This is a genomic window from Exiguobacterium sp. PFWT01, assembly GCF_018255795.1.
In the GTDB taxonomy this organism is placed as follows: domain Bacteria; phylum Bacillota; class Bacilli; order Exiguobacteriales; family Exiguobacteriaceae; genus Exiguobacterium.
This window is the reverse complement of sequence record NZ_CP073755.1, coordinates 627493-642200: the sequence shown is the minus strand read 5'-3', so window position 1 is coordinate 642200 and position 14708 is coordinate 627493. Positions and strand designations below refer to the sequence as shown.

The 14708-nt window shown below is 44.1% G+C and carries 10 protein-coding genes and 1 pseudogene; 2 read left to right on the top strand and 9 right to left on the bottom strand.

Annotated elements, in window-relative coordinates:
• Positions 1 to 25 precede the first annotated feature (25 nt).
• The 6 genes and pseudogenes from wecB to KD909_RS03375 form a co-directional block, all read right to left on the bottom strand.
• Complete coding sequence (gene wecB, locus KD909_RS03400; RefSeq protein ID WP_211782392.1) at positions 26 to 1135, bottom strand: non-hydrolyzing UDP-N-acetylglucosamine 2-epimerase; 1110 nt, start codon at positions 1133 to 1135, stop codon at positions 26 to 28.
• Between the two features lie 80 nt (positions 1136 to 1215).
• Positions 1216 to 1992 (bottom strand): annotated as a pseudogene (tagH, locus tag KD909_RS03395) (teichoic acids export ABC transporter ATP-binding subunit TagH); the annotation flags it as partial.
• Positions 1993 to 2004: 12 nt separating this feature from the next.
• Positions 2005 to 2802: an ABC transporter permease gene (locus KD909_RS03390; protein ID WP_211782390.1), complete on the bottom strand. Its 798-nt coding sequence runs from the start codon at positions 2800 to 2802 to the stop codon at positions 2005 to 2007.
• An 11-nt stretch (positions 2803 to 2813) separates the two neighbouring features.
• On the bottom strand, positions 2814 to 4106 hold the full coding sequence (locus tag KD909_RS03385; RefSeq protein WP_211782389.1) for a nucleotide sugar dehydrogenase: 1293 nt from the start codon (positions 4104 to 4106) through the stop codon (positions 2814 to 2816).
• A gap of 160 nt (positions 4107 to 4266) precedes the next feature.
• A complete protein-coding gene (locus tag KD909_RS03380) occupies positions 4267 to 4536 on the bottom strand; it encodes a hypothetical protein (RefSeq protein ID WP_211782388.1) in 270 nt (89 codons plus the stop codon).
• Between the two features lie 19 nt (positions 4537 to 4555).
• Positions 4556 to 7261, bottom strand: a complete 2706-nt coding sequence (locus tag KD909_RS03375; protein WP_211782387.1) for a glycosyltransferase — start codon at positions 7259 to 7261, stop codon at positions 4556 to 4558.
• 113 nt (positions 7262 to 7374) lie between these two features.
• Here KD909_RS03375 and KD909_RS03370 point away from each other — a divergent pair, with 113 nt between their 5' ends.
• On the top strand, positions 7375 to 7638 hold the full coding sequence (locus KD909_RS03370; protein WP_211782386.1) for a hypothetical protein: 264 nt from the start codon (positions 7375 to 7377) through the stop codon (positions 7636 to 7638).
• Positions 7631 to 8602, top strand: coding sequence for a glycosyltransferase family 2 protein (locus KD909_RS03365; RefSeq protein ID WP_211782385.1), 972 nt, complete (start codon positions 7631 to 7633; stop codon positions 8600 to 8602). The genes KD909_RS03370 and KD909_RS03365 overlap by 8 nt, the downstream gene beginning before the upstream one ends.
• On the opposite strand, the gene KD909_RS03360 is transcribed toward KD909_RS03365, so the two are convergent.
• The 3 genes from KD909_RS03360 to KD909_RS03350 form a co-directional block, all read right to left on the bottom strand.
• Positions 8579 to 9964, bottom strand: coding sequence for a hypothetical protein (locus KD909_RS03360; RefSeq protein WP_211782384.1), 1386 nt, complete (start codon positions 9962 to 9964; stop codon positions 8579 to 8581). The two genes, KD909_RS03365 and KD909_RS03360, sit on opposite strands and share 24 nt — an antisense overlap.
• 32 nt (positions 9965 to 9996) lie before the next feature.
• Positions 9997 to 12339 carry a heparinase II/III family protein gene (locus KD909_RS03355; protein ID WP_211782383.1) on the bottom strand — a complete coding sequence of 781 codons (2343 nt, stop codon included), beginning with the start codon at positions 12337 to 12339 and terminating at the stop codon, positions 9997 to 9999.
• Between the two features lie 188 nt (positions 12340 to 12527).
• Positions 12528 to 14630 carry a 5'-nucleotidase C-terminal domain-containing protein gene (locus tag KD909_RS03350; protein WP_249199068.1) on the bottom strand — a complete coding sequence of 701 codons (2103 nt, stop codon included), beginning with the start codon at positions 14628 to 14630 and terminating at the stop codon, positions 12528 to 12530.
• Positions 14631 to 14708 lie beyond the last annotated feature (78 nt).

Genomic DNA, 14708 nt, shown 5'->3' with positions numbered 1-14708 from the left:
AGTGATTACTCCTTCATGAGAGGACTTATTTATTGAAGTGCGTCAAAATCGCATCGACAATACGTGCAGATGCATGTCCATCTCCGTATGGGTTTGAAGCACGAGACATTTCTTCATGTTTCGACGAATCAGATAATAACTCGTCTGCCAAACCGAAGATTGTTTCTTCATCTGTGCCTGCGAGCTTGAGTGTACCAGCCGCGACACCTTCTGGACGTTCTGTCGTATCACGTAATACGAGAACAGGTACACCAAGAGACGGCGCCTCTTCTTGTACACCACCTGAATCAGTTAAAATCAAGTGTGATTTTGCTGCAAAGTTGTGGAAATCGAACACGTCAAGCGGTTCGATCAGTTGCACGCGATCTAAATCGTGAAGAATTTCGTTTGCCAGTTCGCGAACGACAGGGTTCATATGAACCGGATAGACCACTTCGATATCGTCATACTTTTCGATCAAGCGTCGGACAGCTCGGAACATGTTCCGCATTGGCTCTCCAAGATTTTCACGACGATGTGCCGTCAGTAAGACGAGGCGATTCCCTTTTGCAGTGATTTCGTCTAGAATCGGGTTCGAATATGAATCATTGACAGTTGTGTTCAATGCATCAATTGCCGTATTTCCCGTGACATAAATTGTATCTTCCTGTTTTCCTTCAGCAATCAAGTTCCCTGCTGAAACATCCGTTGGAGCGAAATGCAAGTTAGCAAGAACACCAGTCAACTGACGATTCGCTTCTTCAGGAAACGGCGAGTATAAGTTATGGGTACGTAATCCGGCTTCCACATGTCCGACTGCTGTTTGATTATAAAAAGCAGCAAGTGATGTTGCAAATGTGGTAGTCGTATCTCCATGGACAAGAACGATGTCGGGTTTCGCTTCCTTGATGACGTCATCCATCCCATGTAACACACGTGTCGTCACATCAAATAAAGTCTGTTTATCTTTCATGATATCAAGATCATAGTCTGGCTTTATTTTAAATAAGTTTAAAACTTGATCGAGCATTTGTCGATGCTGGGCCGTGACGACAACAATCGGTTCTACACCATCACGTTGTTTTAATTCAAGCACGAGTGGTGCCATTTTAATTGCCTCGGGGCGTGTACCGAATACGGTCATTACCTTAATCATCCCGTCATCTCCTTTTTCTGTTTCAATCGCGGAAGAACGATTGTCTCACCTAAGTCTTTTGATTCAACGACAGTGGTACGTTGCTCTAACTTATTTTCCTTATAAAGATGCTGTTGTGCTTTCGTCAATTGACGATACCATTTGAGAAATTTATTATACTCTCCCACAATTTCCTCTACCGGACCATATTCACGAATTTCTCCGTATTCAAGCCACAACGCTTGCGTACAAAACTGTTTGATTTGCGATACGGAATGACTGATAAAGAAAATAGTCTTCCCTTGCTCTTTAAATTCATTCATTTTTGTTAAACATTTATCTGTGAAAGTCTGGTCACCGACGGATAACGCTTCATCGATTACAAGAATATCAGGATTAATGTTGATCGAGATTGCAAATCCCAAGCGCGACTTCATACCACTCGAATAGGTCTTGACAGGCTGATGAATGAATTCACCGATATCTGCAAAATCGATGATAGAAGGTGTCAACTCCACGATTTGCTCTTTTGTCATGCCCAACATGAGCCCCTTCAATTCGATATTTTCCATACCAGTCAATTGACCATTCAAGCCAGAAGAAATTGCAATCAGAGCGGTTTTCCCATGCAGTGTAATTTTCCCGTGTGTCGGAGGCATCACATCTGCTAGCAAGTTCGACATGGTCGATTTTCCCGATCCGTTGATTCCAATGATTCCGACGACTTCGCCAGCCGGCACCTCAAAACTGACATTTCGAAGTGCATAAAATTGTTTGCCATTCGTTTTCCCAGTGAAAATTTCTTTTAATTTGTCACTTTGTTTTCGATAGAGGGTATAACGTTTAGACACATTTTCAAATTTCACTTGTGAAGCCATATCGCACCCTCCTTAAATGTAGTCGATAAAGTATCGACGGAAACGCATGTGGACATTCGAACCAACGAAGAAGAGGATGAACACGATTGCCCAGTAATAAATGCCCCATTCCCAGTTCTCTACAATCCAATTCGTTCCGAGGAACATCGAACGGTACCCTTCTACGAGATAGTAGAGTGGATTCAGTTGCAACACTTGTTGAACCCAGCCGGACGGCAACCAAAAAATTGGTGTCAAGTAGAGCATCATCCGCATGACCGACATGAGTAAATTCTGCAAGTCACGAATAATAGTCGTCAAAGCCGAAGTCAGAAGCGCAAGAGAATAAAGCAAAGCAATCGCACTAATTAACAAATAAATAATCCACAATGTGTGCCATCCTGGATAATATCCAAAGAATGCGAGCAACACAAAACTGACGAGAATCATACCGAAATGACGGTACAATAACGACAATAGGACATATGCAGGAATGGTGCTGAGTGGAAAACTCATTTTAGAAACGAGCCCGATTCGCGAATACACGGAACGGGCTGTTGTCGTAATGGCTGGGCTAATAAAGAACCATACAATAATACCACTCACAAGCCATGGTAAAAAAGGCACACCGTCAATATCTCTTCCCTCACGGATTCCAAAACCAAATACGAACCAGTACACAGAAATTTGTAAAATCGGCGTTACGAGTTCCCACAGGAAACCGAGGTATTGCATCGAATACATACTCTTCGTTTCATACATAGAGAGTCTCAATATTAAATAGAGACTCTCCCGAATTTCAGAATATATTTGTTTAGGAGCTTTTAACATAAGCCCACCTCTCAGACAGTGAGATTAGCCTTCTTCACAAAAGAATAGAGGTTGCCGTAATTAACGACGTCAACTTGTTCATCTTGGTCGGCTTTAATAATATTTCGTGTATCGAAAATCATTGGGCGATTCATTGCCTTATTCAATTCTGCGAAATCTAGTTCTTTAAACTCATTGTGATCAACAAGGACGAGAACGAGATCGGCATCCTGTAATGCTTCCTCTTTGGAAACAAGACCGAAGTGTTTCGATGATGACACCTCAACGTGTGGATCATGGACTGCAACGTTCATGCCTTGCTCAAGCATCATCTCAACGATTTCAACAGCTGGACTTTCGCGCATATCATCAACGTTTCCTTTATAAGTCACGCCGAACGCAGCAATTTTCGCATCTTTCGCATTACCAACGAGTTTCTGTACATTTTCTACAACGTACGCTGGCATCGACACGTTTGTGTCACGTGACAATTTGATGATTTTCGCAAGTTCTGGTTGTTTTGCCACGATGAAGTATGGATCAACCGCAAGACAGTGACCACCGACTCCAGGACCTGGACTATGAAGGTTGACACGCGGATGTTTATTTGCCATTTCAATAACATCAAGTACATTGATATCAAGTGCGTTACAAACTTTTGCAAGTTCGTTCGCAAGCGCAATGTTTACATCACGGAATGTGTTTTCCATCAATTTAGACATTTCAGCTGTCTTTGCATCCGTTTTGATGATTTCACCTTCAACGAATGTACCGTAAACACGTGCTCCAGCTTCTGCGCAGGCAGGTGTCAATCCACCGACGATTCGGTTGTTGTGCACGAGTTCATGCAAGATTTGACCTGGGAGGACGCGCTCTGGACAATGAACGAGGTAGATATCTTCACCGACAACAAACCCTGCTTCTTCAACAAGTGGCTTCACGAAATCATCCATTGTACGTGGCGCAATTGTTGATTCAACGATAATGACGCTTCCTTTTTCTACATATGGGAGTACACGTTTCGTTGCATCCAATACATACGTCAAATCACACGATTTGTGCTCATCATCGTTATTTGGTGTTGGAACAGCAATGATAAAAGCATCTGCTTTTTCAGGTTCCATTGACGCACGGAATTTACCATTCTCAACGACCGACTTCACCACATCGCCGAGGCCCGGCTCTTCAATGTGAATTTCTCCACGGTTCAACTTGTCAACGACCGACTGATGAATGTCCACTCCAACAACGTCTACTCCGTATTGTGCAAAAACCGCTGATGTCGGGAGTCCAATATATCCTAATCCAATAGTACAAACTTTCATTGTAGTTACCTCCAAAGTACTGGTCATTTTTAATCCATCATTACTTATTTATTGATTATCACGTTTTACCTTAAAAACAATAGCAATTATACTCCGCACCTATTATAGAAGCAACTACAAATTCATAACAAAGTCATGTCCACCTTGTCACAAAGTCGACTCATCGTCTGCGGCGTAATTTGCGGCGTAACTCCCAATATTTGCGTGTTACTTTCGTCAATTTCGACTTATTCAATGCTTCATATCGTGGCGCGATCTCAGAAAGTTCTTTTGCCATATGTTGTGAGAGTGACGACAATGTTTCATATCGCTTTAGCAACTCGTCATAGTGATAGAAGATCAGATCTTTTTCTGCTTCTAATGTCGCATTGACTTCTTTCAATTGTTGATTTTCACGTTGCAACGTTAATTGGTCTTTATGTTCTGTCATTTTACTCGTTCCTCCATCCTCATTGCTCAGGTCCAAATTGTCTGGCTAATTGTTTTAAGTCGTTTTTCTCATACAATTCGACAAATGTGGCTACCTTTTCATTTTTCAATGTCTCTGGGTGGAACAACTCATAAATTTTATACAAGATGGCAACGTTGTACTCGAAATCTTTTAAGTTACTTCGTTTCAAGTGACGTAAATACCAAAGTTCGAAGAAGACTTCAAAGCGGTGACTGTTGAACGCATCAAGGACTTGCTCTTCCTTAAACACTTTCGCCCGTGCTTCTTCACGCAAGAGACACTTGTCAAAGTACTTCGTCGTGATGGCGTTGACAGTCGACCCGCTCACCGCTGCGTAATAATCGTGAATCACTTTGTTCACTAGCAATACTTTGTTCGCTTTTAACATCATTTCAGTGAAGAACAATGAATCTTGACCGACGGCACCGACGACTTGTTCAAGGTTGTGTGCTTCAATGAACGATTTACGAATCACCATCGCCTGGATACTTTGTACGCTGAAATGATGATCAAGTAAATATTGGCGCGGGTTCTCAAGAAGAAGCTGATCTTGTTGATATGATTTCGGCAACATGATTGGTGATTCTTTTTCTGCTAGTTTTTTCATATGTCCAGTCGCAAAATCAAGCTCCGGATCTTGTTCCATCAATTGATAGAGGAACGCATAACCATCTTCTGTCGCTTCATTGTCCGGATCGAGAAAGACAATGTATTCCGTTGTCGACATCTCGACTCCTTTGTTGCGAGGGCGTGAGGCACTACCACTGCCGCCCATCTCGTAAAGATACGTAGAAACGTTGTCGAATTTTTGCTCGATTTGACGAATTTGACGAAGCGTTTCGATATCAGATGAGCCATCATCGACAATGATGATTTCCATATCATTGAACATCGAGCTGCGCTTCAAACTCAAGAAGCACTTATTGTATAAATACTTCCCGTTATTATAAACAGGAATAATCACCGTCATTTTGTAGTCGTTACGAATCTGTTGTTCGACTTCTTCTTGCTCAATCCGTCGTTCCAAATTGAAGCGGTCGATCGCGTAACCTTTTAGCTCATGGTCTTTCACGCTTCCTGTGATGACCTCATACGGAACAGATTCCGTCCAATAAAGAGTCGTATATCGGCTTGTAAATGAATCTGTATACACGTGTTCGTTTCCTTCATTCCACTCATGACCTTCTTTGTACACGACTTGAGTGATGAAATCGACATCAGTATATTTAAATCCGTTCACTAAATCTTCTAAATAGTAAGGTCCGTAAGCAAACTGGTCATTGAAATATGTGACCATGTCATAGGCGGCGATTAATTCTGGAGAGATGTCTTCTTCACGAACAAATGTCTTATTCGAGTAAGATTGGTTCTCAAAATCTTGTTGAACCGTTGCATTTTGACCGCTCCCGACAACAAGTACAGACTTTTCAAGTGTCGGCACTTCATGACCGAGCGCACGCATAATGGTTTGAAGACGATGATATACCGTATGCTGCGACATGACGTTGCGTACGCCATGCATCTGATGCTCATATCGTTCGTCTGCCGTAAACATTGACATAACCGCTTCCGCATCAGCCTCGTTTGTCGCAATAAAGATATTTGGGAAATAGTTGTTGACGGCCACGCTATAGTTCGACAAAATCAAGTTCCCTAAGGCTTGCGATTCGTATACACGACGCGCGCACATCGTTGGGCTGTACTTGATACTGTTGACGTTTAATACCCAATCATAGCTCTTACTCAATTTTTGTAATTCCACGTAGTCTACACTTGGCGCAACATATGGTGCGAATTCTTCTGGGAAGTGATAGCGCGGATCATTGAGTGAGTAGTTTCTGTCCACGATATCGAGTCGCTTATCCGCCAATAGCACTCCATTTAGCAGCTTCATGATATCATCCGTACGTTCACTGTATTTTTCCATCCAGCTACCGGCAAACAAAGCACCGTCAATTTTCTCGATGGAACGAGTGCCAATTGGGTTGTGAAGCTTCGGGTTCACTCCAAATTCAAGCACTCCAATGCGATCATGACCACAATCGAGTCGATACTCAGAAACCTTCCCTTCATCCCCAGTGAAAATCACATCACTGCGCTGGGCAATCCCGATAAAGCGGGAGTAGTTGCTCGGATCTTCTGTGGACTGCATCACGACTGGAATGTTGAGAGATTTCGCTTGGTCAATGATTTGATAAAGCGCTTCACGTTTTTCCGAATCTGGATTCGAAATTCCGCGCCACTCATCTTCATATAACCCTTTCCACGATGTTAAAATAAGAAAGAAATCAATCGGCTGCGAAAGGACCTCATCTGCATTTGTCGGTGTGACATAATGAAGGTTCATCGCATCTTTATAAAATTCGTACATAAATTCCGAACAAACAATCGCTACATTCGGTTTAGCTAACCCTTTGTAGTACCGTGAACCGTTACTCTCACCGATAAGTGTCATGGATTGTTTGAATTGTGTAATATAGTGACGATTACTTGCATCGTGATATTTTTGAACAATCTCTAATTTTTTGGGCGCGCGTGCTTTTCGTTTTTTGAACTGGTCTAACGAATAGTCAAGTCGCGGTAGTCGTTTAATACGTTTCAATGATTCAGAATCTAAGTGGCTAGTTGCTTTCACTCGGCGCGTTTCACCTTGTGCCCAAGCCACATGTTCTGTCAAATCGTTGAGAATTTTTTTATAATTCATTTGCCTAATAATTCTCCTTTTACGTCACACTCATTTTTTTTGCATTACCTTTCGTATCGTAGCAAATTTTATACAGTGAAGCAAATTTTCTCAGATGAAACAGGAGGTCCCTCATGAAAGACACAGACACAAATCATGAACTTCGCTCCTTACGTCATACAATCGACGACTTGCTGATTTTACAGCACAAAACAGACAGCGAACGATTGCAACAACAGCTTGAAAATGAACGACTGCAACAAAACTTGACGAAACATCGACGTGTCATCCGCAACTTACGTCGCCAGCTCGCTACACAGCAGACGAAAGAGTCATATCTTACCGCAGCGCTAGAAGCAGCACTCTCGCAATTAGAAAGGATGAGACACGATGACTGACATAATTAACCAACTCCAACGTTCTCGAAAACGTCCATTTGGCGTCAGTGTCATTTTACCCGCTTTTGAAAGCCATCTACAGATCGCTCATGTCTTAGACAGTCTAATCGAACAAACACTCAACCGTTCCTTATTTGAGATTATTCTCGTTGTCAACGGTGAGGATGATGGCACACTCGCCATCGCCTCCACCTATAAGGCGCTCCCATTGCATATCGAGTATGTGTCAGTTGCCTCCGCTAGCCATGCGCGAAACGTAGGTCTCTCTAAAGCATCGTTTCAATTTTTGACATTTGTCGATGCGGACGACACGTTATCTCCGAGCTACCTCGAAGATTTATTGACGCATTCTTCGTTACTCGGAATCACCATCGCCCATTTGACGGACATATCTCCGGACGGATCGACAGCCATGAGCCCAATCGAGCAAGACATTCGTCAAGTTCAAAGAGAAGAGCGGCCTAGTTTTGACATAGCGCTCAGTCGACTTCACCGTGTCTTGACCATGACAACGTGCAAGCTCATCCCGACCGAAGCCGCGACAACAGTCGCTTTCCAACATCACTTGCGAAGTGCTGAGGATATTGTTTATTTCGCTTCGTTATATACGAAGACATCGTTCGAGATTCGAATTGCTCCAGAGTCTGCGATATACTTTCGACATGTCCGACCAAACTCCGTGTCTCGTCAGCGCTTGACGTATTCATTTGCCGTCATTGAACGATTAATGGTCATCCAAGAGCTGTATTCACTCATGCCGGCGGCTTCTCCCGCCGTGGCAACGATGATTCGTAAAAAAATTACGGCGCAGTGGAGGCTACTAGAAAGATACGCACAAGACTATCCGTCTGACAAACACCAGTTGTTGCGGGAAGTGTCCAAGATTCGTGTGCCTGACAGCGAACGGGATGACTATCATGATTGGATTTACAAGGTCCAGTCAATTGATCGCGAAATCGAGTAGCCGCGGCGCAAAACGCTCAATCAATCGTTTCTGCACCTCCCCCTGCGATTGCGCCTCCTTCGAAACGCTCAGTAGTTGCTTCAAGATATGACGAGAATTGATTAAAATGAAGGAATCATGCGCGAGATCACTCTCGAGTAATAACGAAGCGTGCCAAGTACCCATCCGATGCTCCCAATAATATAAATCGTATGGGTCATAATTAAGATGATGGGATAATTTCGCTTGATCGATGAAGCGTTGAGACAACTCAAGTACCGTCTCGTCCTTCACCGCCGTACGAGAGAATGTTCGGGCAATCCCTTCAGCAGATAATTCATCCGGCAACGAGAACGCTTGACGGTAATAACGTCGACCGACTTCGTACCCGTTCGATCGTATGTGTAAATAATCTGATTCAAAATGCTCAACATAACGCCATGCGACTTCAAAGGAATGACGTCGGATCGTCACCTTGCGAAGGAGCGACATGAAGTTTTTTTCATCCTCATTTTTACCAAAGTCCCCCCGTATATGAAGCTTCACGTGGGGTAATTGAAACGTTCGAGCAATCTCAATTGCCACGTTTAAATCGGTTTGGAGCGAGCGGACAGATGCCTGTGAATACGTGAAGTATTGATGACTAGGCTGACAACGGAGCAACGCCAGCGTGGACCGACTATCTAGACCCGCTGTAATCGGCACAAGTAAACGCTGCTTGATTTGCTCTAACAGACAACGTACGGCCCGATCAATGGATTCGACTGCCTCATCAACCGTAATGTCTTCATGCGGATGTCGAGGAAAAATTCTGTGCCAAACGAATGTTTTCAAATCCATCGCCTGATTCGGGGTCAGCATGAAAATCTCCCGATCTGGTGTGAAATGTCCCGGAATCATATTGCTCGTCACTTTCCGTTTCAATACCGATGACACGTCCTCAAACGGTTCCTTTTTTCCCGTCACTGCTCGTATGAGATGATAGTGAGAACCAAGGCATCGGCTGCTCACTGAATAAAACAAGCTTCTCATTCCAAGTGCATCTTGTGTTACTTGTAAGTTGCCATCTAGCCGGTAAAAGAAGAGATAGCGACCAGCAAGATCATCTAATACGTCCAGTACCGCCTTCTCATCCGAACGGTATGCTTGGCGTAACGTCTCCCCAATCGACTCCCCTCGTATATGCCAAGCGGTACCCAAAAGAAATACGTCCGAATCGACAATTGTCTGGAAGGCGAGATTCGGGTCGTGAGCAAGTATGTGATCGCCCATGTCTTCTATCATCCAATGTGACAATGATTCGGGAATTGAAAAAGGAGCCGCTCCTTTTTCATAAACCAGATAACCAAGTCTGTACATAAACCATGTATCTACCGGTCTCATTCGTTGAGCGCCTCCTTTCATTTTATTTAGTTTTAGTTTACTTGAATTTCAGCCGTATGTCCGTTCGCCAGCGTATATTGGATAACCCGTCCTTCCGTGCCGTCCACCCAATTCACGGATTGAACACGGTCGTCCGGCGTTTTGCCTAAGTGTAACAACGTCACATATTCACCCGACTTGATGACTTTGCGTGTAATAAGCTGTTTACGCTCGAACCACGTGTAATCCGCATACGAAACGTGACTATCACCAACAGTCAACGTCCCTTGCGTCGATGTCGGGAGCTGAATCATGTGAAGTGTCCGACCGTCGGTATGCGTAGCCACCACTTGATCCGTCGTCTGCTCCACAATCGAGAAGCCAGGGGCTAAGTGGAATCGCTGTAAAAAGGCATTTTGTTTATTTGACGTTAATTGATCTTGTACCAAGAACGTTTGCAACGTGTCATACCAAACGGAACGTTTGTGGGTCGTGCCCGTCATGAGCTGATGTTGACCCGATGTAAAGAACTGACCGTTCGGGAGTTGCTTCGCTTCCGTTATGCCACTCTTCCCTACTTTATCTACGGTTACCGGGAAGTCCTCTCCTTCGATATGAATCGAGTTATGGGCCTCCCCTTTGAAGACGCCATAACGCTCAAAGGCACGAGCATAACCATATCGTCCCGTCTCAACGATGTAATCATCTCCGAATCCGTAAAGGTCGATACTCAAATCGTCAAAATGTTTATGTGGCATCCCGTGGAAGCCGGCCGTCATCGCAAAGTTGACTGCTTGATTAAACGGTGCTTCTTCTCCCCAATGCTGACGGAAGAAGACATATTGGTCATCTTGGCGAATGATGCGTTCGGTAGGACGTTGCCCTTGAGTCCCTCCCGTTACGCTATACAACAGTTCGGGGTAATTCTGAATATACGGGAACGAGCTCGATTTCATCACCTCTGCATACGTATCGCCAAATTGAACGAATTTCAAATTCGGCTTCAACATGTACGCCATGAACTTCGGCATCTCACGAACGCGACGTTTCGATTCTTCGTCGAGCGCATATCCATTTGCTTCTGTCCAATCAATCATGCCAATCAATGTTTGATAAAGATACAGTTGGTAGCTTGGCGAGTGCTCTAAGTGAAGACCGGTCGGGCTGATGCCGTGATCAATTTGTGCAGCGAAACGCTCGTTGGCGATTCGCTTCCAATCTGCGGATCGGTCCATCTCCGGGAACGTTTCCGCAATCATAAGTAGCGCCATGTCTTGGAAGATTCCATGATTATTTTTCGAGCGGTAGAAACTTTGTTCGGCTAATAGGTTCCCATGTTCATACATCATGCGCAACAATTGTGAATGGAATTCAGGGTCATTATTCTCTTTTGAGAAACGATACTCGTTCCAATAATTTACGAAGGCAATCATGCGAAGTGCGGCGCCGTGATCGTTATACGCCCACTTATATACCGACTTGTAACGTTCGATCGGGAATTTAGGATCCCAACTTTTAATCATCTCACGTCCATACGCCAAATAACGATCGTCCGGGTTATGCGTATAAGCGTTCGTCAACGTATCAAGCATATAGAACCCATGAATTTGGAATGGGAATGAGTTCGATGACGAGAATGGGATCTGATTGACCCAATTAAATGTACTCACATCTTTCACTGTAAGTTTTCCAGGTGGGGCTGGAACCGTCCATAAGCCGCCAATCGTTTCTTCTGCCCGCGCTACCGTGTTCGATGTATTGTTCGAGCGATCAAAATAAGGAGCATGTTTTTGACGCTGTGTTGAGAAGTGATACGAGATAAATGGTGCGAGTTGTTTATCCTGCAAGTCTTCCTTTGTTATATTGCGTAATACAACTTTTGTATTTGACGACTCGATGTATACGCGAGAAGCTCCGGATACAACCTCAAAATAACGTCCGCTAATGCGGTATGGTCGAAACGTCTTGTTTTTACTAACTACACCGTTTTCTGTCAATTTACCGTTTTTCCATGTGTAAACCGGCGCGCTCTTTGTCACTTGTACAAAGACATGCGCTGGACGTTTCGGAGCAGGAGGCGTTACTGGATTCGTTGGCTTCACACTGGTACGAAGCTTAAAATCACTCGACTTTATGTAGTATTTTTTACCACTACGTTGAACCTGCTCATACCCACCACTTTTACGCAAATGGATGAATGTCATATTTTTCGAGGCCTTAGCAACAGGTGTTAATTTTTTGTTTTTGAATTGATATAAATCAGTCAGTTTCGTCGTCACCCCAATAATCGGTTCCGCAGCACTGGCTGGTTTACTGGTCAATGTACTCGTAATGAGTAAAACACATAATGCTAACGCCACACTAACTCGCCCTGCAACATAAATAACTCGTTTCATTTATCTGAATCCCTTCACTCTCAATTTTTTCACACTTTTTAAACAATAAATGGATTTACTGTTTTTATCAAACATTTAAGCTTCATTTTGTATATTCTATCCTGATACCACAAAAATCGTCATGCAAGTTATATTTTACAAAATAAAAAGCCCCTTAGAAAGGAGCTTTTTGAAAAATAGGTGAACTATTAAGGTGTTTTCTTGTCGACGATACGTCCTTCTACTTTAGGAGTGACTTCTCCAAGACTTACGAGATGATCACGGAAGTTTTCCCAATCGGAGAGACCGAGATCGGTGACGCGCCCTTCCTTGTATGCTTTTTCGAGCGTAGTGAAGCCGTCTCCGCCTTTCGCTGTGTAGGCGTTTGTAGCGACTTTATATGTCTTCGCAGGATCGAGTGCGACAAATGCGCCCGATTCATTGATTTCTACTTTGGTGACACGTGAACCAGCAGGAAGCGAGCTGTCGTACTCAAAACGCATTCCGGCAACTGAAAGGAAGGCACCAAGTTCAGCTGGCGCATTTGAAACAGAGCGCTCAAGAACCTCTTTTACTTCTTGACCTGAAAGTGAGACAGTCGCCAACGTATTTCCAAACGGCAACGTTGTGATGACTTCCCCTACTGTGATTGGTCCGGCATTGATTGCCGCACGGATACCACCACCGTTTGTAAAGGCGACAGCAACTTGTGAATCCAATTGCTTCGCTTTTGCCAACATACCGTCCGCAATCAAGTTCCCGATGCCCGTCTCTTGTTTCCGTACGAGACGAATGTTATTCGCATCGGCAATCGCTAAGGCTTCTGTCGCATTGGCTCCAATTTCTTCTTGTAAGATCTTATCGATTTGCTCTTTATACGGAGCGATGATTTTCTTCGCTCCAGCATCTTCAGCAAGGTTCGCTTCCAAATCAATTAGCTTACCGAACGGCTTGACGAGAGTCTCGACGCCTTCCATCTCTTCGCGAGCCACGATGAGGTTCCCTTTCTTGTCAAATTCCACCTCGATTGTCCCGAGACGCTTCCCATATTCAGACGCTTGTACGATTGCTGTTGGGGCCGTGTCTTCGTTGACGATGACCGGTTGTTTAAGCTCGTCGTGTGAATGACCTCCGATGATGACATCGAGCCCATCTACGTATTCAGCCAGCAAAAGGTCATTGTCCACTTTCGGATCATCATTGTAACCAAGGTGTGACAGAGCGACGATTTTATTGATACCAGCGTCCTCAAGTTCTTTGACGGCCGCTTTGGCGCTTTCGATGTAGTTCAAGAATTGGACAGATCCTGGGCTCGCAATCGATTCCGTGTCTTCCGTCGTCAATCCGATGAAGCCGATTTTTTGTCCTTTTACTTCTTTCACGTACGTCTTGTAAATTTTACCGCCTTTTGCGTCCTCAGCGATTTGGTTCATATATAGTGTTGAAAGCAACTCATCCTCAGAGAAGTTGATGTTTGATGAGACGATCGGTGTCTTGAGTACTTTTACGAAGTTATGTAGCTCAAGGTTCCCGTCCGCATCTTCCCCTAAATCGAACTCATGGTTACCGAGTGTCATTAAATCGTAGTCCGCATAGTTCATCAATTTCGCATCGACGAGACCTTTATACTCATTAAAGTATAATGTGCCCGAGAAGACGTCCCCCGCATCAAGCAATAACGCGTCCGGATGTTCGGCACGATATTCTTTGATTGCCGTCATTCGTTTCGGGAACATCTCGACGCGTCCGTGCGTATCGTTCGTGTGCATGATATTCAATTTGAACGTCGTCATCGGTTTCACCGTGACTTGGGCTTTGACGGAAATGGTCGTTTTGTTTCGAGTAAACGTCCCATTCACCATCCGGACGCCCTCTTTCGACGTGTCGACCGATCCCCATTTCACATCGACAAAATATGTACCCCCATTTGCGAACGTTGCCTTGAGGCGTGCCGGGAGTGCAGCCGTTTCTCCTTTTTCGACATCGACTTTAATCATCGAATTGATAAACTTGACTGGATAGTTGTCTACCGTGACTTTGATGACAACCGGTTTTTTCGATTTGACCGTGACGCCTTTCAAGACTTGTGGCTGATTAATGAGCTTTGCGTTAAATCCTGATTTGTACCAACGAATCGGTTCAGACTTATACGTTTTTGGCAGAACCAATTTCCCTCCATAAGCGTAAGTAGATCCCAAGTCGACTGTAGCCGCCCTCACCTGACTCGCTTCTACGTTGACCGGTGCCAACGGCGTGAGTGTTGATACCAAAAGTGCTGCTCCGAGCGAAGTCGTCATCCATTTTTTGTTCATCATTTTGCCTCCCCGTAATTTATGCTTACTCATCCAATATAGCACAACCTTTTTGTGATTTTTTAAATTTTTAGTATT